Source organism: Psychrobacillus mangrovi (assembly GCF_037104765.1).
GTDB classification, from domain to species: domain Bacteria; phylum Bacillota; class Bacilli; order Bacillales_A; family Planococcaceae; genus Psychrobacillus; species Psychrobacillus mangrovi.
This window is the reverse complement of the sequence record NZ_JBAWSY010000002.1, coordinates 342,993-365,456: the sequence shown is the minus strand read 5'-3', so window position 1 is coordinate 365,456 and position 22,464 is coordinate 342,993. Positions and strand designations below refer to the sequence as shown.

28 protein-coding genes and 1 pseudogene are annotated in these 22,464 nt (G+C 37.5%); 18 read left to right on the top strand and 11 right to left on the bottom strand.

Going from position 1 to position 22,464, the window contains the following annotated elements; genetic code table 11:
• The first annotated feature begins 80 nt into the window (after nt 1–80).
• The 8 genes from WAX74_RS04845 to WAX74_RS04810 all read left to right on the top strand — a co-directional run bounded on the left by WAX74_RS04845 (nt 81) and on the right by WAX74_RS04810 (nt 6,869).
• The gene (locus WAX74_RS04845) at nt 81–650 is read left to right on the top strand and encodes a YdhK family protein (RefSeq protein WP_336496532.1); all 570 of its coding nucleotides are present in this window, start codon (nt 81–83) and stop codon (nt 648–650) included.
• A gap of 61 nt (nt 651–711) precedes the next feature.
• Entirely contained in the window at nt 712–1,038 is a 327-nt protein-coding gene (locus WAX74_RS04840; RefSeq protein ID WP_336496531.1) for a four-helix bundle copper-binding protein, read from the top strand.
• A 178-nt stretch (nt 1,039–1,216) separates the two neighbouring features.
• A complete protein-coding gene (locus WAX74_RS04835; RefSeq protein ID WP_336496530.1) occupies nt 1,217–1,906 on the top strand; it encodes a hypothetical protein in 690 nt (229 codons plus the stop codon).
• Between the two features lie 12 nt (nt 1,907–1,918).
• Complete coding sequence (ybaK, locus tag WAX74_RS04830) at nt 1,919–2,410, top strand: Cys-tRNA(Pro) deacylase (RefSeq protein WP_336496529.1); 492 nt, start codon at nt 1,919–1,921, stop codon at nt 2,408–2,410.
• Between the two features lie 30 nt (nt 2,411–2,440).
• The gene (locus WAX74_RS04825; RefSeq protein ID WP_336496528.1) at nt 2,441–3,091 is read left to right on the top strand and encodes a YczE/YyaS/YitT family protein; all 651 of its coding nucleotides are present in this window, start codon (nt 2,441–2,443) and stop codon (nt 3,089–3,091) included.
• Between the two features lie 54 nt (nt 3,092–3,145).
• Nucleotides 3,146–4,234, top strand: a complete 1,089-nt coding sequence (locus tag WAX74_RS04820; protein WP_336496527.1) for a hypothetical protein — start codon at nt 3,146–3,148, stop codon at nt 4,232–4,234.
• A gap of 253 nt (nt 4,235–4,487) precedes the next feature.
• Nucleotides 4,488–5,678, top strand: a complete 1,191-nt coding sequence (locus WAX74_RS04815; protein WP_336496526.1) for a glycine C-acetyltransferase — start codon at nt 4,488–4,490, stop codon at nt 5,676–5,678.
• A 231-nt stretch (nt 5,679–5,909) separates the two neighbouring features.
• On the top strand, nt 5,910–6,869 hold the full coding sequence (locus WAX74_RS04810) for an L-threonine 3-dehydrogenase (RefSeq protein WP_336496525.1): 960 nt from the start codon (nt 5,910–5,912) through the stop codon (nt 6,867–6,869).
• 24 nt (nt 6,870–6,893) lie between these two features.
• On the opposite strand, the gene WAX74_RS04805 is transcribed toward WAX74_RS04810, so the two are convergent.
• From WAX74_RS04805 to WAX74_RS04785, 5 genes are all read right to left on the bottom strand, one after another.
• Nucleotides 6,894–8,234, bottom strand: coding sequence for a YjiH family protein (locus WAX74_RS04805; protein ID WP_336496524.1), 1,341 nt, complete (start codon nt 8,232–8,234; stop codon nt 6,894–6,896).
• 107 nt (nt 8,235–8,341) lie between these two features.
• The gene (gene bshB2 / locus WAX74_RS04800) at nt 8,342–9,028 is read right to left on the bottom strand and encodes a bacillithiol biosynthesis deacetylase BshB2 (protein ID WP_336496523.1); all 687 of its coding nucleotides are present in this window, start codon (nt 9,026–9,028) and stop codon (nt 8,342–8,344) included.
• A gap of 12 nt (nt 9,029–9,040) precedes the next feature.
• Nucleotides 9,041–9,391 carry a YojF family protein gene (locus WAX74_RS04795; protein ID WP_336496522.1) on the bottom strand — a complete coding sequence of 117 codons (351 nt, stop codon included), beginning with the start codon at nt 9,389–9,391 and terminating at the stop codon, nt 9,041–9,043.
• Nucleotides 9,392–9,528: 137 nt separating this feature from the next.
• Nucleotides 9,529–10,362: a bifunctional hydroxymethylpyrimidine kinase/phosphomethylpyrimidine kinase gene (gene thiD, locus WAX74_RS04790; RefSeq protein ID WP_336496521.1), complete on the bottom strand. Its 834-nt coding sequence runs from the start codon at nt 10,360–10,362 to the stop codon at nt 9,529–9,531.
• 69 nt (nt 10,363–10,431) lie between these two features.
• Nucleotides 10,432–10,692 (bottom strand): hypothetical protein, encoded by a 261-nt coding sequence (locus WAX74_RS04785; RefSeq protein ID WP_336496519.1) that lies wholly within the window; start codon nt 10,690–10,692, stop codon nt 10,432–10,434.
• A gap of 105 nt (nt 10,693–10,797) precedes the next feature.
• Between WAX74_RS04785 and WAX74_RS04780 the strand changes: the two genes are divergently transcribed.
• The 4 genes from WAX74_RS04780 (at nt 10,798) to WAX74_RS04760 (ending at nt 13,195) form a co-directional block, all read left to right on the top strand.
• Entirely contained in the window at nt 10,798–11,550 is a 753-nt protein-coding gene (locus tag WAX74_RS04780; protein WP_336496517.1) for a DUF4230 domain-containing protein, read from the top strand.
• 6 nt (nt 11,551–11,556) lie between these two features.
• On the top strand, nt 11,557–12,246 hold the full coding sequence (locus tag WAX74_RS04775) for a uracil-DNA glycosylase (protein ID WP_336496516.1): 690 nt from the start codon (nt 11,557–11,559) through the stop codon (nt 12,244–12,246).
• Nucleotides 12,247–12,549: 303 nt separating this feature from the next.
• Nucleotides 12,550–12,795 (top strand): YwdI family protein, encoded by a 246-nt coding sequence (locus WAX74_RS04765; protein ID WP_336496515.1) that lies wholly within the window; start codon nt 12,550–12,552, stop codon nt 12,793–12,795.
• A gap of 19 nt (nt 12,796–12,814) precedes the next feature.
• The gene (locus tag WAX74_RS04760; RefSeq protein ID WP_336496514.1) at nt 12,815–13,195 is read left to right on the top strand and encodes a DUF423 domain-containing protein; all 381 of its coding nucleotides are present in this window, start codon (nt 12,815–12,817) and stop codon (nt 13,193–13,195) included.
• A gap of 162 nt (nt 13,196–13,357) precedes the next feature.
• Here the strand turns inward: WAX74_RS04760 and WAX74_RS04755 are convergent, their stop codons facing one another.
• From WAX74_RS04755 to hemQ, 4 genes and pseudogenes are all read right to left on the bottom strand, one after another.
• Complete coding sequence (locus WAX74_RS04755; RefSeq protein WP_336496513.1) at nt 13,358–13,537, bottom strand: hypothetical protein; 180 nt, start codon at nt 13,535–13,537, stop codon at nt 13,358–13,360.
• A gap of 410 nt (nt 13,538–13,947) precedes the next feature.
• Nucleotides 13,948–14,289 (bottom strand): spore coat protein GerQ, encoded by a 342-nt coding sequence (gene gerQ / locus WAX74_RS04750; RefSeq protein ID WP_413788920.1) that lies wholly within the window; start codon nt 14,287–14,289, stop codon nt 13,948–13,950.
• An 18-nt stretch (nt 14,290–14,307) separates the two neighbouring features.
• Nucleotides 14,308–14,704, bottom strand: a pseudogene (locus tag WAX74_RS04745) (cell wall hydrolase).
• Nucleotides 14,705–14,807: 103 nt separating this feature from the next.
• Entirely contained in the window at nt 14,808–15,557 is a 750-nt protein-coding gene (gene hemQ, locus WAX74_RS04740) for a hydrogen peroxide-dependent heme synthase (RefSeq protein ID WP_336496512.1), read from the bottom strand.
• 151 nt (nt 15,558–15,708) lie between these two features.
• On the opposite strand from hemQ, the gene pta reads away from it, so the two are divergent.
• Both pta and WAX74_RS04730 read left to right on the top strand, forming a co-directional pair.
• Nucleotides 15,709–16,653, top strand: coding sequence for a phosphate acetyltransferase (gene pta / locus WAX74_RS04735; protein ID WP_336496511.1), 945 nt, complete (start codon nt 15,709–15,711; stop codon nt 16,651–16,653).
• A gap of 12 nt (nt 16,654–16,665) precedes the next feature.
• Complete coding sequence (locus tag WAX74_RS04730; protein WP_336496510.1) at nt 16,666–17,505, top strand: lipoate--protein ligase family protein; 840 nt, start codon at nt 16,666–16,668, stop codon at nt 17,503–17,505.
• Between the two features lie 778 nt (nt 17,506–18,283).
• Here WAX74_RS04730 and WAX74_RS04725 read toward each other — a convergent pair.
• Nucleotides 18,284–18,907, bottom strand: a complete 624-nt coding sequence (locus WAX74_RS04725) for an RsfA family transcriptional regulator (protein WP_336496509.1) — start codon at nt 18,905–18,907, stop codon at nt 18,284–18,286.
• A 158-nt stretch (nt 18,908–19,065) separates the two neighbouring features.
• Between WAX74_RS04725 and WAX74_RS04720 the strand changes: the two genes are divergently transcribed.
• The 3 genes from WAX74_RS04720 (at nt 19,066) to WAX74_RS04710 (ending at nt 21,364) form a co-directional block, all read left to right on the top strand.
• Nucleotides 19,066–19,293: a YuzB family protein gene (locus WAX74_RS04720; RefSeq protein ID WP_336496508.1), complete on the top strand. Its 228-nt coding sequence runs from the start codon at nt 19,066–19,068 to the stop codon at nt 19,291–19,293.
• A gap of 184 nt (nt 19,294–19,477) precedes the next feature.
• Complete coding sequence (locus tag WAX74_RS04715; RefSeq protein WP_336496507.1) at nt 19,478–20,773, top strand: HD domain-containing protein; 1,296 nt, start codon at nt 19,478–19,480, stop codon at nt 20,771–20,773.
• A gap of 75 nt (nt 20,774–20,848) precedes the next feature.
• Entirely contained in the window at nt 20,849–21,364 is a 516-nt protein-coding gene (locus WAX74_RS04710) for a YwgA family protein (RefSeq protein WP_336496506.1), read from the top strand.
• A 304-nt stretch (nt 21,365–21,668) separates the two neighbouring features.
• Here WAX74_RS04710 and WAX74_RS04705 read toward each other — a convergent pair whose 3' ends face one another.
• Nucleotides 21,669–21,854: a 2-hydroxymuconate tautomerase gene (locus tag WAX74_RS04705; protein WP_336496505.1), complete on the bottom strand. Its 186-nt coding sequence runs from the start codon at nt 21,852–21,854 to the stop codon at nt 21,669–21,671.
• 66 nt (nt 21,855–21,920) lie between these two features.
• Here WAX74_RS04705 and WAX74_RS04700 point away from each other — a divergent pair, with 66 nt between their 5' ends.
• Complete coding sequence (locus tag WAX74_RS04700) at nt 21,921–22,436, top strand: YwhD family protein (protein ID WP_336496504.1); 516 nt, start codon at nt 21,921–21,923, stop codon at nt 22,434–22,436.
• The last annotated feature ends 28 nt before the right edge of the window (nt 22,437–22,464 follow it).

Sequence of the window (22,464 nt, the reverse complement as noted above, 5' to 3'; positions counted from 1 at the left end):
GTTACCAATAAAAGGAACTGAGTTTTTGGTTTTATTTAAAAAAACAAAGGGAAAAATATTTGACGGAGGAGAGATATATAATGAAGAAAAAGATTTTGTTAGGAATAGTTACGTTTGCTACTGCAGTTACGTTGGTGGCATGTGGAAATAACAAAGAGGAGCAAAATACAACGGAAGGCGAGGATATGAACCATTCAGAAATGAACCACTCGGAAATGAATCACAGTAGTTCAGGGGAGATTCCTGCAGGATTAAAAGAAGCTGAAAATCCAACCTATCCAGTTGATAGTAAAGCAATTTTAAAAACTGATCACATGAATGGCATGAAGGATGCAGAAGCGACGATTGTGGGAGCATATGATACGACTGCATACGTAATTTCTTATACTCCGACAACTGGTGGAGAAAAAGTAGAGAATCATAAATGGGTAATTCAAGAAGAGATTAAAAATGCTGGTGGCAAAACTTTAGAACCTGGCACCGAAGTTACAATTGAAGCCAGTCACATGGAAGGAATGGATGGAGCAACCGGAACCATTGAGTCATCTGAAAAAACTATTGTATATATGGTGGACTACACTCCAACGACTGGTGGAGAAGAAGTAAAAAATCACAAATGGGTAACAGAAAGCGAACTAGCTTCAAAATAACTCTTCATATTCGGTTTGAACTCATTTCTTATAGGTAACTATACTAATAGGAGGTGAGTACATGAATCCTAAGTACGATGAATGTCTTGAAGCTTGTATAGAATGTCTTAAGGCTTGTAATACATGTTTTGATGCATGCTTACGAGAAGATGATATTAAAATGATGGCAGGATGTATACAATTAGACCGTGCGTGTGCTGATGCCTGTGCATTTGCGATACAAGCAATGACTACAAATAGCCCTTTTGTGAAGGAAATTTGCCGACTATGTGCAGATATATGTGAAAGCTGTGCGCGTGAATGTGCTAAACACGAACATGAGCATTGTAAAAAATGTGCGGAGGCCTGCCTTAAATGTGCAGAAGCGTGTCGTATGAGAAGTTTATAAGTAAATTATTACCTGAAAAAGGTGTTAAAAAAGTCTAAGAGGGGCTTTTTTAACATCTTTTTTTAATTCTTTTGGACTAGAAATATGTATATAAAACCTTATGACTATAGTAAGTTTGATTATTCAGATAAAGTGGTAGAATGGTAAATAGAAGAATTAAAGGAAAGGGGTGACCTATATGAGCTTGGTTAAATCTACTGGTAATGGTATGTCTCATCAGCTTGTTGGCGTGGAAGAAAGAAAGCGGGCAATACAGCGTAAAGATGCCGAAGATGCATATCGCAGACAAGCAGCGTATTATAAGCCGAAAGTACCTACATTATCTGAATTAGAGAATTTATTGCTAGGTAATAAAGAAAGAGAACTCGATTCACCAGAAGTAAGTGCTGCAGTAAGAGAATTCCAACAAATTGAGCGTGTTAATAACCAAAAGCAAAATATACTGGAGATTAAAGGACCTAGCATCCCCGTGCAAACGATTGGTGGGCCTACACCGGAAAAAACAATTGAGCTTTTAGAAAAAGTAAGAAGTTTTGCTCTTGAATCACCCGATCCAACTCCACAAGATTTAAGAGTTGCTGCTGGCGCTACTGCAAAAATTCAGCAAGTACAGTCACAGATTACATTGAATCAGGAAGCAAATCGCCAAATCGAGCTGGAAGTTAAAAGACAAATGGAAGACGAGGCAACTGTTTTCAATCGCTCTGTTCAATCAGATTTTCAATCTCCAAAAGTGTTAGAAGAGGATTTGGAGAAGTTACAGAAAAAACGATTAATAGAACAAGCAATTGCTAAATATTCATATCAAGTACATTTGAAACGTAATGGATTTGGAGATATGCAGCCTAGTTTCTTCCGAATAGCTTAGGAGTAAAATATCATGGTAAAGAAACACAAAACAAACGCTGTTCGAATATTGGAGCAGCAAAAAATTGCGTTTGATTTAATTGAGTATGAGTTATCTGGTGATCAAGTAGACGGGGTAACTGTAGCTAACAAAATTGGCTACCCCGTTTTTGTCGTGTACAAAACATTGCTTGTTACAGCAGGTCCCCAAAAATATTTCGTTTGTATCATCCCGGTTGATAAGGAATTAAATTTAAAGGAAGTAGCAAAAGTAGTAGGGGAAAAGAAAGTAGAATTGCTACCACTAAAAGACTTGCTTCCGACTACAGGATATATTAGAGGTGGATGCTCACCCTTTGGTATGAAAAAATTATTTCCTACATTAGTTGACGCTAGTGCCAATAACATTGATTTTATTATAGTAAGTGGAGGAAAGATAGGACTTCAAGTAAAACTTGCATTGTCGGATTTGCTTAAAATGACAAATGGAAAAGTTGCCGTAATTAGTAAAAGTGAAAATGAATAGCTTTTCATAGATGAAAAGAGTTGATTATTGATGAAAAAAGATTTAATTTGGCGCTGGGTATTTTTTGTGGCAGGCGTTACAATCATGTCGTTAGGCATTTCAATGTCAATTAAAGGACAACAATTTGGAATTAGTCCATGGGATGTATTGCATGTCGGTCTTTTTAAACATCTAGGTTTGTCAATTGGAACATGGGCTATATTAACAGGTATAATTATCGTCATTGTAACGATGATTGGTACGAAGAAATTACCTCAATTAGGTACATGGTTGAATATACTTTTCATTGGTTCATTCATTGATGTGTTTAATTGGTTACTGCCAGATATCACTAGTTTTTTAGGTCAACTAATAATTTTCATGCTCGGCGTAATTGTCATGGCCGTTGGTGTCGGTGTTTACGTATCTCCTAATGTGGGTGCTGGCCCACGAGATTCTCTCATGCTGTTAATCATTGCAAAAACGGGATGGAGTATCAAAAAAGTACGGACAGGTTTAGAAGTAATTGTAGGTTTTGTTGGATGGATCCTGGGAGGGCCGGTAGGAGTAGGTACTGTTATTATTGCATTGCTGCTTGGGCAATTAGTTCACTATGCCTTACCGATGTCTCAAAAATTATTATTTAAGATATGTGGCTATACATTGCCTTTCACAAAGGTAAGCACTGAAAATCAGAAATGATTTTTGGTGCTTTTTTTCATATTTCTACTTTTGTGGGCATACATTATCCATTGAATGAAAGATAGAGAGGATGATGATATGAACGGTACTATTACGCACTATATAGGTAAATCGTATACTGGCCAAGGTGTTAAGAGTTTTTATAAAGAAATTATACAAGAAGCTAAAAAAGTTTACTTCTTAAAGGGACCGACCTCTTATCGACTGACAGAAATATTGAAGGAAATTGGCTACGTAGCAATTCGTAGGGGGAATAACATGGAGTGGTTTTATGACCCCCTTCAAGATGACGTTTTAGATGGAGTTTATATCACGGACACAAAGACGCTTTATATACAAACAGATACGTTAGATCCGTCTTACTACGGTGCAGGACATGAATGGGTTCCTTACTATAATGCTTATGATGAAAGAAAATTACGAGATATAGGTCCTCTAATTCGAGATAAGCAAATTGCGAATGATATATGGTTAACGAAAGGACTACAGGCATTAAGTCGTGCAAAAGTAATTCATGATGAATGGGAGAAGCTCATCCATCCGGCAATCCAATGGGATGGCATAAATAATTTGCTGGAACAATTAAAAAAGAATGCGATAGGTAATGTGGCACTTCAAAAGAATCCAACAGTAACACACCGTCTGATGGGATCACTTACTCCACTTGGTGCAAAGGATACGTTACAATCTATTTCTAAAAACTTAAAATCCCGTTTGTTTATAAAGGGATTGCCTGGTAGTGGAAAATCTTCTTTCATCAAAAGCTTTGGAGAAGAGGCAAAGAAACATGGATTAGATACTCGCCTTATTTGGTGTGGATTGGATTCAAATAGTGTAGATGGAATTGTCGTCCCGGAGTTGCAAATGTGTCTGGTAGATGCGACTAGTCCACATGTTTACGAGCCAGAACGCGAAGGCGATGAAATAGTAGATTTCTTTCCTCATATTGACCAATCGTTACTAGACGAGGAGAAGATAACAGAAGTGAAAGATAGATATTCTGAAGAAATGCTACTTGCACAAGATTATATTTCGACTTATGCGGGAGATTTAAAAGTCATTAAGAAGCTATACGATGGTGCAATTGATGAAGAAAAATGGACAGAATTACAAAATAAAATGATAGAGACAATTGGCATTTGAGATATTTGGAGAACAGATAAGCAGTTTTCCAACTAAGATGTGAGATATTCCAACTAAACTAGCTATTATTCCAACTAAGATGTGAGATATTCCAACTAAACTAGCTATTATTCCAACTAAAATATGATATTGTATAAACCCAATTACAATTTGCATCCTTTTGACCGTCTGACGTTTGTCAGCGGTTTTTTTTATATTTTGTCTTACTCATGTTAAGATAGAGAAGACTATCTCGCTTGAAAGGAAGATGACCTTGTCAAACGTATTAAATAATTTTTTAACAGAAAACTTAGATGCTCTAAAAAACCAAGGACTATATAACGAAATCGACCCCGTAGAAGGTCCAAACGGTGCAAAAATAATTGTAAATGGTTCTGAATTGATAAATTTATCTTCTAATAACTACTTAGGTCTGGCAACGAATCCAGAGCTTAAGCGCATTACAAAAGAAGCAGTGGACAAGTACGGAGTTGGTGCAGGAGCGGTTCGTACGATTAATGGAACGTTAGATCTTCACGTAAAACTAGAGCAAAAGCTTGCGGAATTTAAAGGTACGGAAGCTGCTATTTCCTATCAATCTGGATTTAACTGTAATATGGCTGCAATCTCTGCGGTAATGGACAAAAATGATGCGATTCTTTCTGATCAATTAAACCATGCTTCTATTATTGACGGTTGTAGACTTTCAAAAGCAAAAATTATCGCTTTCAACCACTCGGATATGGAAGATTTACGTGCAAAAGCAAAAGAAGCAACAGAATCTGGCCTATACAATAAAGTAATGGTTATCACAGATGGTGTCTTCTCTATGGATGGGGATATTGCAAAACTTCCCGAAATCGTAGAAATTGCAAAAGAATTCGATCTCATCACCTATGTCGACGATGCACACGGTTCAGGCGTTACAGGTAAAGGGAAAGGAACTGTAAAACATTTCGGTTTAGAGAAAGAAATCGATTTCCAAATCGGTACGCTTTCAAAAGCAATCGGTGTAGTAGGTGGATATGTTGCTGGTAAAAAGGATTTAATTGACTGGTTAAAAGTTCGATCACGTCCGTTTTTATTCTCTACAGCTCTACCACCTGGGGATGTAGCAGCAATTACAGCAGCTGTTCAAATGATCATTGACTCTACAGAGTTACACGATAAGCTTTGGGAAAACGGAGACTACTTGAAAGCTGGATTATCTAAACTAGGTTTTAATATTGGTGCTTCAGAAACACCAATCACACCATGTATTATAGGAGACGAAAAACTGACCCAACAATTCTCCAAACGACTATTTGAAGAAGGCGTATACGCTAAATCTATCGTCTTCCCAACCGTACCAAAAGGCACAGGCCGAGTTCGTAACATGCCGACTGCAGCCCACACAAAAGAAATGCTCGATGAGGCATTGGCTATATACGAAAAAGTAGGGAAAGAGCTTGGGGTCATTTCATAAAAGAATGTAAAGTAAGGGAAAGCAGCCAATAATATGGCTGCTTTTTTATGGTCATAGGGAATTTTTTATGCTTTTGCATAAGCTATATGTAACGTTTTAAACTTAACTTATTGTATATAACCAAAGAACATCGTATAATGGAGTTAATAAAAACGTTGTTATATCAACGTTTTATTTATTAAAATTGTATTCTTGAGAAATACATTTGTTTTCGAAAGGAAGAAAAATAATATGAAAAAGATAATGGTAACCGGTGCTTTAGGGCAAATTGGTTCAGAGTTAATCATAAAACTTCGAAAAGAGTATGGCGCTGATAATGTGCTGGCAACCGATGTAAGGAATCTTTCATCTGTAGTAACAGAAAATGGGCCATTTGAAATTCTTGATGTAACAGATGGAGAAAAAATGCATGAGTTAGCAAAAGATTTTCAAGCAGATACGATGATTCATATGGCTGCTCTTTTATCTGCTACTGCAGAAGCTAAGCCACTTCTTGCATGGAACTTAAATATGGGTGGATTAGTGAATGCGCTAGAGACTTCACGTGAACTAAATCTGCAGTTTTTTACACCGAGTTCTATTGGCGCTTTTGGACCTTCCACGCCTAAAGAGAATACACCTCAAGATACACTTCAACGTCCAACAACTATGTATGGGGTGAATAAGGTGTCGGGAGAACTTCTTTGTGACTATTACTTTCATAAATTTGGATTGGATACTCGAGGAGTGCGTTTTCCTGGTTTGATTTCTAACGAAACTTTACCAGGTGGAGGTACAACTGATTATGCTGTAGAGATTTATTATAAGGCATTGAAAGAGGGAAAATACACATCATATATTGCTGCAGAGACATACATGGATATGATGTATATGCCAGATGCACTTCAATCAATTGTTGACTTAATGGAAGCGGATGGCTCTAAGTTAGTTCATCGTAACGCTTTTAATGTTACAGCTATGAGTTTCGAGCCCGAGCAAATAGCAGCATCCATTAAAAAGGTTATTCCAACATTTACAATAAATTACGAGGTAGATCCTGTTCGTCAAGCGATTGCAGATAGCTGGCCAGATTCTATCGATGCTTCGTCAGCAAAAGCAGAGTGGGGCTTCTCGTATAAATATGATTTAGATGCAATGACGAAAGATATGCTTGAAAAATTGGCAATCAAAAAAGCAGCGAGTTCCTTGTAAAAGGACTCGCTGCTTTTGAATTTTCTAGAATAAAATATGTGCAACTAACGCAATGATTGGGAATGAAATAAGTGTACGCAGTAAGAAAATAACGATTAAATCTTTAAAATTAACAGGAATTTTCGAACCGAGTAACAATCCACCAACTTCAGACATATAGATTAACTGCGTAACAGACATAGTCGCAATAAAGAAACGTGTCATTTCAGAGTCAATAGATGCACCTAAAATAGAAGGCAAGAACATGTCAGCAAATCCAACGACCATCGTTTGTGCAGCAGCAGCTGCTTCTGGAATACCGAATAGCATGAGCAAAGGTTCAAATGGTTTACCTAGAATAGTAAAGACAGGAGTATATTCCGCAAGCATTAATGCAATCGTACCGAATGCTAAAACAACAGGTGCCACACCAATATACATATCAATTACATTCTTAATTCCATCTGAAAAGAATTTATAAATGGATCTATTACGATTCGCAGTGTTCAATGCATTTTCTAAGCCATGCGTAATAGCATTATAATTTTCTGGGTGCTTTTCCGCCTCTAAATCTAACGGACGACCGTCAATATGATTTTCTTCCTTGCCGGCAAGTGGATAGATTCTTGGCATAATAAAAGCTAGAACAACTCCACACAATAAAACAGTCAAGTAATAAGGGATAAAGTAATTGGAAAGTCCCACTTCTTCGAGTACGACGATACAAAAGGTAATGGATACTACTGAAAAAGTAGAACCGATAATTGCAGCTTCTTTTTTCGTGTAGTAACCTTCCTCGTACTGTCTGCTTGTTAGCAAGACCCCAATCGTTCCGTCACCTACCCATGAAGTTAAGGCATCAACCGCAGAACGACCAGGAAGTTTGAACAATGGACGCATGATTTTCACCATCATCGTACCAAAAAACTCTAGTAATCCGAAATTTAATAAGAGTGGTAGTAATAATCCCGCAAACAAGAAAATAGTAAATAGGAAGGACACTAAACCATCAGGGCTTAATAACATTCCACCTGTATTTTCATTGCGAACGATTTCTGGTCCCACTTCAAAAACAATCATAAAAGCAAAAATTGCTCCAACAACACGAGTAACAGTCCAAAATGGGGTTACTTTAAAGAGATTGTGGATAAATGTATTCTTATTAGGAACAAATAAAAACACCACTGAACCGATTGCTGCAATCGACATTGTTACGAGAGAAACCCAGTGAACAACTGGTACTAACACTCCCGCAAGAAGACTAGCAAAATAAGCAATGGGAATTTGGGTTGCCCCTTCAATTGGCAAAGGAATCATAAATAATATTACACCTACTATGGAAGGTAGTAAGAATAGAATCCAAGTAGATAATGAGAACTTTTTCAAAACGTTAGACCAACTTTCTATAAATGAATAAATATGCGTTATCTTTAATCATTCATACATATTAATTCATTTAATGTGTGAAGTCTATAGGATTGCTTTATGTTCTATTATTCGAAATCTTTACTAAAATTATACGTATAGAAACGTTCATAATGAAGCCAATTTTCTGCTTCTGGTTCACCATCTGCTAATCGTTTTTCCATTTCCTCGAGCATCCAAGCTGTTTGAGAAATATGTGCTCTCATTGAACCCATTTTTTCTTCTTTTGATTCCTTAATATTATGAACTACGTCTGGCTCTCCAAGAACCTCTCGTGAATTGTTTGAGAACGCAAGTGCATATACAGTTGGACGTTTTTCTTCTGGCATACGGCGGACAGCTCGTATCATCGCGCGACCAGTAGCGTCATGATCAGGATGTACTGCATAGTTTGGATAGAAAGTAATAACTAGAGAAGGGTTTGTATCTTTAATTAAGTTCTCCATCATTTCCACCATTTTTTCATCATCTTCAAATTCTACCGTTTTGTCGCGTAAACCCATCATTCGAAGATCCGTAACTCCCATTGATTTAGCAGAAGCAAGAAGTTCTTGTTTTCGAATTTGAGGTAGTGTTTCGCGTGTTGCAAATGGAGGGTTACCTAAGTTTCTTCCCATTTCTCCTAAGGTTAAGCATGCATACGTCACAGGAATTCCTTGTTTTATATATGTAGCAATCGTACCTGAAACACCGAAAGCCTCGTCATCTGGGTGAGGGAATACGACCAAAACATGTCGTTCCATTGGTAAAGTCATTTCATTTTCCTCCTAATAAGTGAATGGTGTTCTGCTAATTTGAAGTGCAACTGCAAGCTTTCCACTTTGATCATGGCCGGCCATTAATAATCGGCCATGCTCATCTAACTCGAAATGCGTAATTCCTTGCGCATACACCCATCCGTGTGGAAGTTTTAAGCCAACTCGATGAGGAGCCTCACCAGCCACTTTTCCAAGTTCATAACGAATGATCACATTACGGATAAAAGCACCTGCATTAAAAACATTCTCATTAAAATGAGTAGCATAAGCACCGTTTGTTGTTTCTAAATGTATATAAACATCTTCGTTTGCAAAATTATTCAAAAGCTCTTGTAATCGTTCAACATTCACAAGTTCCATATTTTAATATCCTCCTAGCATACTGTCTTTTATTAGTATAATGAAAAAATGTTTTTGAAGCGAATGATTAAGCTATAAATGATCAAAACAAAAAACTCGCAAAGCTAAAGAGACTTTGCGAGAAATTTGAAATAATATTAAACGATAGTAGTAGTAACTTCTGGTGCTCCAAATTGACCTTTTGCTCCGTGAAGAACTGGTCCAACGTATTGGTTTAGTTTCCAACCGTGAGTAATTGCTGCAGAAACAAATTCTTTTGCTTCGAAAACTGCATCCGACACAGTCATACCGTTTGCTAAGTTTGCAGTAATTGCAGCAGCGAATGTGCAACCGGCACCGTGATTATAAGTTGTTTCCGTTTTTTCTGTTTCTAAAAGTGTATGAGTTTGTCCATCATAGAACAAGTCTACCGCTTTTTCATGTGCTAATTGTTTACCGCCTTTAATGACAACATTTTTTGCGCCTAATGCATGAATTTTTTCAGCAGCAGCCTTCATGTCTTCCACCGTTTTTAATGCTCCAAGTCCTGAAAGTTGTCCAGCTTCGAACAGATTAGGTGTCACAACTAAAGCACGTGGAAGTAAAAATTCGATCATTGCATCCACTGTACCAGGGTTCAACACTTCATCTTCACCTTTGCAAACCATAACCGGATCGATGACTACACTGCTTACGCCAGATTCTTCAATAATATTACCAGCAGTCTCGATAATTTCTTCTGTACTTAACATACCTGTTTTTATAGCATCAACATCTGTTGATAATGCTGTTTTTGCTTGACGCTTAATTTCCTCTACGGGAATAGAGTATACTCCGTGGCTCCATCCATTGTCAGGATCCATCGTTGCAATAACAGTTAATACATTCATACCGTATGTTCCATGCTCTTGGAACGTTTTTAAATCTGCTTGTATTCCAGCCCCGCCTGAAGTATCAGAGCCTGCAATCGTTAATGTTTTTTTGATAGACATGGTGTATTTCTCCTTTTTCTTTGCAATATATAATTATTTTCATTATAACAGATTAGACCATTTTTTTGTTTAAGGTAGTTTCGGAGCAGTCCATAGTTTAATTAAAACAAATACTAAAATAATTGCAATGAAAAAACTAATACTAGAGCCTATGAGAATTCCATTTATAAATAAAGAAAATGCTAAAAAGATAAGAAAAGCTATTAATAGAATCGTTCCTAAAGTAAAACAACCCATTCCAAGATTTTTAGCCTTTTCTGGAACTTCATTCGACGTACTGGCAGCTTTTTCTATATTTTTTAGCTTTTCACGAAAATGTAAATCGGCCATGTGCATGTCTCCTTTTTTTTATCCTACCACGTATTGGATAGTTGTTAATATAGAAACTTTTCGGTACTGTTAAACGTAATAGATTAAGAGGAAAAGAGGGATGACATGCGAAACGACGATAAAAAAATTCGTGAAATGGAAAAACTATTAGAAGAGTTAAAAGCACAGAAAGAATCAGCTGCTACCATTGCAGAAAGTCCCACTAGAAATGGATTTGGATTTTGGAAGATACCGCGTGTTTTATCGAATCTTCGTTTTAAAACGTTTATGGTTTTAGCAATCATTGTTCTTCTACTATTAGCAGCTTTGCCATTTGCCGCTTTTTGGGCAATCAAAGGAAGCACATTCACGGAAAACAAAGGATCATTTCTTGAGCAGGTACAAGCCTTGAATGAATTATCTACTGCTCAAGCATTTACAAAAGTAATTATTGAACGACAAGATAATGCGGTATTTGGAAAAGAAATCGGTATTGATTTGCCAGGTACAAAAAGACAGTTACTCGTAGTTGTACCAGGATCGGTAAAAGCAGGAGTAGACTTTTCTCAAGTCACAGCTGCTGATATTAAAGTAGATGAAAATAACAAAACTGCTGAACTTACATTACCTAAAGCTCAATTTTTAGGTGGACCAGAAATTTTATTTGATCAAGTGGAAGTTTTTTCTTATGAAGGATTATTCCGTGAAAAAGCGGATATAGAAGAAGCATATGAGCTTGCAGAAACTGCAAAGCAAATGATGATTGAAGAGGCGACAGGACAAGGCTTATTACAGCTTGCAGAAGAAAATGCTGCAACCTCTGTAAAAGAAATGTTCGGATTGGTAGATTATGATGTGCAGGTTGAATTTAAGGAGTGATGTGTTATGACAACTTGGAAAGAAATATTTGAGGAAGAACGTAATAAGCCATATATCGTAAAACTAAAAGATTTTCTAGACAAGCAATACACAGCACATACTATTTATCCGGCACATGCGGACATCGGAAGTGCTTTTCGTGCCACACCATTTAATGAAGTGAAAGTCGTGATTCTTGGTCAAGATCCTTATCATGGGCCAGGGCAAGCGCATGGTATGAGTTTTTCTGTGAAACCAGGAGTGAAGATTCCACCAAGCTTACGCAATATGTTTAAAGAACTCTCGGATGATATTGGTTGTCCCTTTCCTACAAGTGGTTATTTAAAAAAATGGGCAAGACAAGGGGTTTTATTGCTAAACACGGTACTAACGGTTCGTGCTGGAGATGCTAATTCACATAAAGGACAGGGCTGGGAAGTTTTCACGGATACCATTATAACTAAGCTATCGGATAGAGAGAAGCCAATTATTTTTGTCTTGTGGGGTAAACCTGCACAATTAAAAAAGAAATTAATAGATACAAGCAAGCATGTTATTCTAGAAGCTCCGCACCCGAGCCCACTCAGTGCACACAGAGGTTTTTTTGGAAGCAAGCCGTACTCCAAAATAAATGCACAGCTAGTAGCATGGGGAGAGCAGCCAATCGATTTTTGTCTCACTTTAACGGGCAGTGAGACTCCTTCACCAAAACTTTAGGTAGGTCACAGAAGATCAATTGCCTGTAAAGTCCGAATGGTTCATTTAGCTACCTGTGGAGGAAACGGATAGAGTTTCACTTTACCTCTAATTATGCTAGTATATGGAATGGAAAGTGGGGAGTGAAATGGCTGTAAACTGTTTTAAATGCCGACACTTTTTTACTACATGGGATGCAAGACATCCACGTGGCTGTAAGGCTTATGGATTTAAAACGCAAGAGTTGCCGTCGGCTCTGGTTAAGCGTTCATCCGGTATGGAGTGCTTGAAGTTTGAACCTAAGCAAGAGGAGGGGCATAAGAGATGATAGCTAGTGAACAAATATTAAATCAAATAGAAAAGCAATTATATAAAGCGAAAATGGATAGTAATGAATCATCGACAAGAGAGGCATTAAGTGCAATTCGCGCATTATGTGACGTTGTGTTAGATTCCTCGTCAACTTTACCTCCTGCTACTAATCCAGTTTTAGCAACTCCCAATATTAATGCTCAATCGAATGTGTTAAAAGAAGACGATGCAAATGGATACTCATTATTTGATTTTTAAAAGAAAGTAGGAGATTTAGTTGAAACTATTTATCATTGCAGGGGCAATAAATGGATTTCTTGCAGTAGCATTAGGCGCATTTGGTGCACATGCATTAAAAGAAAGATTATCTGAAAAATATCTAGCTATTTGGGAAACTGCAGTACAATATCAAATGTTTCATGCACTTGCACTAGTGGCAATCGGTATTTTGATGAGTGATAAATTAATCGGTTATGTATCCTCGTTGAATACAGCAGGCTATCTTATTTTAGTAGGAATCATTTTATTCTCCGGAAGCTTGTACGTGCTGAGTTTATCTGGCATTAGTGTTCTAGGTGCCATCACACCAATCGGTGGAGTGGCGTTTTTAGTTGGTTGGATTCTGTTAATCGTTGCAGCAGTAAAGTATGCAAGTTAATAATAAATGTTATGTATTGAAAAGACAGGTTAAACAGTAAAACTTTAAACTCTTAGTTGAATTTCCTCTTAAAATTCACTTTAACACCGCCTTAAGCGGTGTTTTTTTTTAACAAAAAACAGCCCATTTAAATGAGCTGACCCGTTTAATTTTCCATATTTATTATATATTTTTATTCTCTTTAAGTCGTTTATTTTCTTTTTCCAATTCTATTATTCTTCTTCCTGAATCACTATTTCTATTTCTATTCGATCTTTTTATAGCCCGAACAATGGCGATAATTATTCCTGCAAAAACCAAAAGCCAAAAAATTAAAGGTAAAAATGCTAAGAAAATATCCATTTAATTCCCTCCCTGTTAGTTATCATAATTTAAAAATTCACAAAATGCATAGTAAAATTTCAGGTTTTTTTTGATTTTTTGGCTTGTATTTATTTTCTAGAAACTATTAGAAAATGGCAGAACGAGACTAATTCATCTGTAAACGAGACCAACTAGTTTTAGAACGAGACCAACTTCAGTATAACCGAGACCAATTTTGTTAAAACCGAGACCATTTCTCATAGTAAAGAGTTCACTTAATGTGAGATTTCCTATAATTTGGATAAGGGCGACCAATTCGTGAATATAAGCAACCAGTCAAAATTGGAGAGCAACCAATTTCATTCCAAAGCAACCAACACGAATCCCAAAGCAACTAAAAGGTGCTCAAATTAAAAAGCTTATCCGCGAAATTGGATAAGCTTTTCATTTTATAAATTGTAATTGATTTCCTCATCAAATGTTACGTAATCTAAGTAAATCAGAAGCATTAAGTATCTTTTTCCGCTAGGATCACTAAGGATGACGTGATCTCGACCAGCAGCTTCGATGTAACCTTTAATTACTTTGGCGTTCCATTCTTTATTATTCTCGAATGTAAAATAAAAGGTGCCAAGCTTTCCTTTGTTCATTCTTAAAATGTTTTCAATGTAGGATTGTTCCTCACGAGCGGCTGCGGGTGTGGGTGGTTGAGCTGGTGGTGCGGTCATTTGTTGCTGTTGTTGTGGTTGGGGTTGAGCATAGCCTCCAGGGTACCAGTAATATTGAACCATTCATACATCCTTTCTTTTTTAGATATTTGGACAATCTGAAGCTGAAGGTGAGAAAAAGCAATGTGCTTTATAACGTCCGGTATTCCATTGGTTATACCACTAACAGGACATTCGCCAGGGGGCTCAAAAAACCATAATGAGCGTTCTGCAGGATGAAAGCGTTCGCCGTCAATAACCTGTCTTAGTCTTTTTTCAGAATCCCGTGCGCGTTGTGTTGCTTCAAATCTACCAGAACTTTGAAAAACTATGTCTTCCAAATTACGGATATCTTTGAAATCTAGACAGTCAACACGAACTCTGTTCGCTCCAACATTCTCGACCATTAGCATTCCGAGATTGCCTTACCCTCTGACTCAGCACGCATTAGCCTTGCAAGTAAATCCCATTGGTTTTCATTGTATTGAATTACCGCCAACGCATCACCTCCTACACTACACTATGCAGGGAAATCAAACATCATACCGAAATGCATACATACCAAATAAAAAAAGCTGCACTAGCTGCAGCTTTTCCATCAATTAAATATTAAAAAACTCTGAACGTTTTTCGCCTGCAAGAATAGTACCAGTGAAGAATGAACCGAATTCTGCATAACGAGCGCTTACTTCATCAAAACGCATCTCGTATATTAACTTTTTAAATTGAAGAACATCGTCTGAGAATAGAGTTACGCCCCATTCGAAATCGTCAAATCCAATCGAACCAGAGATAATTTGTTTTACCTTACCAGCATAGCTGCGACCTATTAAACCATGGCTACGCATTAAGTCTTTACGTTCTTGCATCGGTAGCATGTACCAGTTGTCATCACCGTCACGACGTTTGTCCATTGGATAGAAACAGATATATTGAGAGCGTTGAAGCTCTGGATATAAACGTGCGCGTACATGTGGATTTTGATATGGATCTTCGTTAGATTCACCAGCTAGGTAGTTAGACAATTCTACTACTGAAACGTATGAATAAGCAGGAATCGTGAAGTCCGCTATTGTTAATTTATTGAATCTTGCTTCTAGTTCTTGAAGCTCATCCATTGTTGGACGTAATGTCATTAACATGAAATCTGCTTTTTGACCTACAATTGTGTAAAATGCATGTGCGCCTGTTTTTGCGTCATCTGCTTGTTGTAATTCATCTAGGAATGCTACAAATTCATCCGTAGCTTGTTTACGAAGCTCTGGATCAACCTGCTTCCATGATGCCCAGTCCATTTGGCGGAAATCATGTAAAACGTACCAACCATCTAGTGTAATTGCTGCTTCATTCATTGAGTAAGACACTCCTTTTAATTAAAATTTCACATTTTTAGTGTATCATACAACCGCCAAAGTTTCCCGTTTAGCATGTATTTACGCATGACAATGTGTGACAAAGTCGTGTATGCTTGAACTATCAAAATCGATCGAAGGAGTGCTGTAAATGGCAGATTTATTTCAAGAGTTAAAAGATAAATTACATAATGCCAATATATCCATTGTGTTGCCTGAGGGAACGGATGAACGGATTATCGCAGCAGCGTTAAAACTTCAAGAAGAAGGCATAATAAAACCGATAATAATCGGCTCTGCTAAAAAACTTCCTGCAAATCTGACAGTCATTGATCCTGAAACGTATGAAGAAATAGACGATCTAGTACAGGCATTTGTAGAACGACGTAAAGGGAAAGCTACGGAAGAAGAGGCGAGAAAGCTTTTAAAAGGCGTTAATTACTTTGGGACAATGCTTGTGTATACAAATAGAGCGGATGGGTTAGTAAGCGGAGCCGCACATACAACTGCTGAAACGGTGAGACCTGCACTTCAAATTATTAAGACAAAGCCCGGTATCTCTAAAACAAGCGGGGCTTTTATTATGGTGAAAGACGAACTTCGTTATGTATTTGCAGACTGTGCAATTACAATAGCTCCAACAAGTGAAGATTTGGCTGAAATTGCCGTTGAAAGTGCGAAAACTGCTGCAGCCTTCGGAATAAAACCAAAAGTCGCAATGCTATCTTTTTCTTCTAAAGGCTCTGCACAATCAGAGGAAACAGAAAAAGTAGTGAAAGCAACAGAGCTTGCGAAAAAATTAGCACCAAATGTTGCGATAGAAGGTGAATTGCAATTTGATGCAAGTATTGTTCCTGCTATAGCAGCCAAAAAAGCTCCAGGAGCAGTCGTGCAAGGGGATGCAAATGTATTTGTTTTTCCATCATTAGAAGCTGGAAATATAGGATATAAAATCGCTGAACGTTTAGGTGGATTTGAAGCAATCGGACCAATCTTACAAGGATTAAATGCACCAGTTAACGATTTGTCACGTGGATGTTCTGCAGAGGATGTATATAAATTGGCTTACATTACAGCAGCACAAGTATTGAATTAAGGAGTAACATAAATGTCTCAAACAGAAGATTTATTACAGCAAGAAACATGGCGATTTTGGGATCAATCGCTAAGTGGAAAAAGTCGTTCTGCATTAGAGTCATTTGCATCGGATGATTTACTCTGCCATTTAGTCGGACAAGGGCAATCTCCAGCAACGGTTCGAACGTGGGTACACGACAATACGGTTGTACTTGGGATTCAAGATCATCGTCTCCCATTCGTAGAGGATGCACAGAATTTCTTACGTTCACAAGGATATGCTCCAATAGTTCGTAATTCTGGAGGACTTGCGGTTGTTTTGGATGAGGGAGTACTTAATATATCAATCGTCTTATCTGAAATAGATAAGTCTATTGATATCCCAACTGGATATGAAGTAATGCTAGAATTTGTTCGTCTATTATTTCCAGAAGCAGAAGGGAAAATAGAAGCTTATGAAATTGTAGGATCTTATTGCCCAGGTTCATATGATTTAAGTATTGGTGGAAAGAAGTTTGCTGGAATTTCTCAACGAAGACTTCGTCAAGGAATCGCCGTACAAGTTTATTTGTGCGTGGAAGGTAGTGGAAGCGAACGAGCAGATCTGATTCGTCAATTTTATGAATATGGTGTACAAGGAGAAGAAACGAAATTTAGTTATCCAGTAATTAATCCAGATGTTATGGCATCTTTAAATGAATTACTTGGTGCCTCTTTTACAGTGGAAGATATCGTCATTCGCATCCAACAAATGTTACACCATCTTTCTACTAACGTAGTCTCCCAATCTGTCACGCAAGAAGAAATGGAACTCTACTTGTTTTATTTGCAACGGGTAGTAGATCGAAATAAAAAGATGCTTGAGAAATAAGAAAGGCTCACAATACGAATTTTTAAAGGAATCTCTTAGCATGTGAGTGACATTTCGTTCACATACTCGCTTTTGTGTGGGTACCGTTGATTTCCGTTCCAGGCGGACGCTTTCCGCCGGCATGGCTTCAGCCGCTTCCCTCGCTTCGCTCAGTCCAGGGTCTTCAGCTCATGCTATTCCGGCTGGAGTCGCCGCCTAAAACGAAAATCAACTATTGTGTGCTTACAATTAAGCGTATTTGACTAGCAAGGCCCGAATGCTAGTGTATTCTCTTAATAAGTAATAAAGTAGATTCTATTTAAATGTATTATTAATCATCAATAATCCTGAAAACCCGGCAGCAGGTTTACTTTTTTCATTGAATTGTAACTATTTACGGGTGTCATCAGGATGTGCGCCTTACAGCCGCAAGAGCGCGAAGAATGAGACCCGTAAAGGATGTGGGAGTGACGTAGGAACGACTCATCCTGCGGAGGCTCATGCGTAGCGTGCGGCAAGCGCACATCCGTGTTTACGATCTCTATAATAATGAGGACAATCTTCTATATCTTATCCTGATTTCACTTCTTTCATTGAAATGGTTTTTATAGAAGGGTGTCATCAGGATGTACGCCTTACAGCCGCGAGAGCGCGAAGAATGAGACCCGTAAAGGATGTGGGAGCGACAAAGGAACGACTCATCCTGCGGAGACTCATGCGTAGCGTGCGGCAAGCGTACATCCGTGTATCTGGCATATATGTATAATGCAAAACTAGCATGAAAAAAACCACCAACTTTTTAAATGGTTGGTGGTTCTTTAGTTATTAGGTTGCCGTTCTTCTCCATTTGAAATACCGGAGTGATTGGGGCTTCTTCATCATTCAATGTAACCAAACGTCTAGCACGGTTCATGATTTGGACGAATTGCTCGTAATCTTGTTTAATTGCTGCATTTTCTTTTTCTAGCTTTGCAATTTCGCTTTCTAGTTTTCTGATTTTCTCAGTAGAAACGTTTGCTAAATGACGATATCTTGATATATCTGAATCGCTATGTTGTAATCGAACGAGATACGCAATGATTATATCAATTGATAATGCAGAAACTGGTATAGAGGTTGGACGCTCACCGCTTTCAGCAGGCTTCGCAAGATAAATACCGTTTCCTCTACGTCTATAGTCTTTTCCTAGTAGACGAAGTTTCTCTTTGCGTTCTTTTTTCGCTTCCTTCAATTCTTTTTCAAATTGATGACGAACTACAGCATTCCAGCGAAATCCACATGCAGCAGCTGTACGATTTAATTCATCCCCAGCTTCTTCAAATGCATTTAATTGAGTGCTGCCTTCACGGACATGTCGTAGCACCATCTCTGCAAGCATTTCGTCGTTTTCTTCCATCCATGCGTCTTGTCTTATTTTTACCATGTTTGTCCTCCTACCATGTTCATAGTTTCGTTGTTCTATTAACATAATGGACAACTTATCGCTCTTTTATTCACGTAAAATACACTTGATAGCAATATATAATTTAAGATACAATGACCTGTAGACTATTACTAAAAATAGAAAGGGTTGTGGACAATATGGCAAACCATTTTCGAGTTTGCGATGAGTGTCAGGCCGTTAATTTAAAAACGTTAATTCCAAAGCTCAAAGCGATAGATCCAGAAGCGGATATTGAAATTAAAGAATGTCAATCCTACTGTGGACCAGGTCGAAAAAAGACGTTCGCCTTTATTAATAACCGCCCAGTTGCTGCCTTGACCGAAGAAGAATTAATGGAAAAAGTACGCGCTAAACTGGAAGTATAAATAGAACTCGTACCGCTTTCATTGAGCGGTTTTTTTCTTTATAATAGATGAAATACAACTAGCTATAGCACCCTTATCTAGAGGATTTTTGAAAATATTCTATGAACACCAAGTGGAAATCGGATTTTCTCATTAGATACCAGTAGAAACAGGTGCTTACGCTTTAAATCACGGAGGTGGCTAAATGAGCTATGCATCGCAAAAGCTAGCAGAAGAGAAAGTGTTTAAAGACCCTGTTCACCGATACATTCATGTCCGTGATCAAGTAATTTGGGACTTAATCGGAGCGAAGGAATTTCAGCGACTTCGCCGAATTAGACAGCTTGGAACTACATATCTAGTTTTTCATGGAGCAGAACATAGCCGTTTCAATCACTCTCTTGGAGTTTATGAAATTGTTCGCCGAATAGTGGATGATAGTTTTAAAAATCGACCGGAATGGGATGAATCTGAAAGACTCGTAGTGTTATGTGCGGCGCTACTACACGATTTGGGACATGGACCTTTTTCACATGCGTTTGAAAATGTGTTTGCTCTTGATCATGAAGAGTTTACGAGGGCAATATTGATTGGTGATACGGAAGTAAATGAAATCTTAAAAAGAGTTGGTCAAGATTTTCCACAAAAAGTAGCGGATGTCATAGCTAAAACTTACTCAAACAAACAAGTAGTAAGCTTGATATCGAGTCAAATTGATGCAGATCGTATGGATTATTTACAACGTGACGCCTATTATACAGGCGTAAGCTATGGTCATTTTGATATGGAACGTATTTTACGTGTCATGCGTCCTCGTGAGGACCAAGTAGTTATAAAATCAAGTGGGATGCATGCAGTAGAAGACTACATAATGAGTAGATATCAAATGTATTGGCAAGTGTATTTTCATCCAGTCTCCCGCAGTGCAGAAGTGATTTTAACGAAAATTTTACATCGTGCGAAGGCTTTGAGTGAAAGTGGTTATGACTTCGAGCAACAACCTACTCATTTTAAATCTTTTTTTGATGGAACGTTTACATTAAAAGAATATCTCGCATTAGATGAGGGTGTTTTATTAACTTACTTTCAGCTGTGGATAACGGAAAAAGACTCCATTTTAGCTGATTTATGTGATCGTTTCGTCAATCGAAAGCTATTTCAATACATTGAATTTGATTTGGCAAAGGATTATATGAAGATGAGAGAGTTGGAGGTATTGTTTAAAAAAGCGGGTATAGACCCAGAGTATTATTTGGTTTTTGATTCGTCATCAGACTTGCCATACGATTTTTATCGACCAGGAGAAGAAGGAGAAAGAATTCCAATTCAATTGCTCATGCAAAATGGCGAAATTAGAGAGCTGTCCCGTGAATCTGAAATAGTGGAAGCAATATCAGGAAAACGTCGAACAGACCATAAATTATATTTTCCAGAGGATTTTTTAACAGAAGATGGCAAGAAAAAAGCATTAAAAAAACAAATATTAGAATTGCTAACTTAATTGGTTGGTAACAATAACTGATTAGGTTATAGCCTCTGGTGTAGAGGTGAATTTGAAAGAATAGGTGGGGTCGCATTGCTAGAAGAACATGCAAGAATTGTACAATTTATCGGAGCAGCTGACGGAATTACCGGAAGAAAAAAACTACAAAAGATGGTATATATAGCGAAAAAATTGCAGTTTCCATTTAAAGAAAAATATGAGTTTCATGTATATGGACCTTATTCAGTAGAGTTAACAACGCGTGTGGAAGAACTATGCAATATGGGATTTTTAAATGAAGAAAGACAAGATAAAGGGTCATACGTACAATATAAATATCAAATGACTAATGAGGGAGAGCACTTTGCTCAAATGGCTCAATTAGAAGAGACAAGTCCAGCACTAGTTTCTTGTATTACGCAGATGAAAGACAAAAGCTCGAGATTTTTAGAGCTAGTATCAACTTTACTATACTTCGATCATATGCCAAAAGAAGAGCAAATAGAGAAACTTCACGTTGTCAAAGGAAAGCTTAATTTTACGGAAGAAGAAATTGAAGAGGCATTTTCATTTGTAATGAATTTAATGAATGAACGAGCTGTCCAATAAGGGCGGCTTTTTTTTATTAATTCTGATGAAAATATTGAATCGGTCGAATAAGGATAATAATCGGTTGAATACTACTATGAATCGGTCGAATAACGACAACAATCGGTTGAATAGTGCTATGAATCGGTCGAATACGGCTAACAATCGGCCGAATTAATAAAATAATCGATCGTATTTACTTCACAAGTGGTTAAGCCTGTGTAAAAAATATCTTTAAATACTTTCTATTGATTGGGGCGGAGATCAACAGTCCAACTTTTGTGAATAAAAAAAGAACCCCTTATACTAAGGAGTCCTGGTCTGATTACTGATCACTAAAGCGTTTGCCAGCTACTGCATAATGATTTTTTGGCATTTCTTCGATAAATACTACAACATTTTCAACAGGTGCATTAGATGTTTCAGAAACTGCAGCTGTCACTTTTTCAACTAAAGCCTTTTTTTGTTCTTCTGTACGACCTTCAAGCATTTTTACTGTTACGTATGGCATATCATTTCCTCCTTTAGTGAAATTTTCTGTATACTAATATCATAACAGAACGGAGGGAACTTTCGAATGGGAAATGAAGAAAAACCAAAACAAAAAATGGGCTTTACCATTATTAAAAATGATCCGACAGACGGACATAAAGGTTTTGGGATTGGTTCTCTATCATTGGAGAACGTGTCGCCAGTCATTGTTGATATAGAAGAAGGTGTTGCAAGAGTAGAAATCGGAGCTATGCATGCAAGAAGTGATACGGAGAGAGGTATCAAGTTTACGACAAATCGTGAGGAATCTGAGGGTGGAAAAGCGTACTGGCTTGTATGGGTGACGATAGATTATAAGCAAGATGGACCATATTACGCCGGAGTAGCGGCTTGTGAAATGATTATCAACCGAGAAAAACGTCGTGGCTTTAAAAATTTAGCAGATCACGTAAACCGTATGGACAAATCAATGAAACGCCATATACTTGTAGACTTTATGGATGCTCGTTCAAAAACTATTTTGAGTGACTTTTTACAATCTCACAATAAAGAAATGTGGGAACGAAGTGAAGAAAAGCTACACACTGATTTGAACGCATAATTATTAGCAGGAAATTGTGACATTTCTG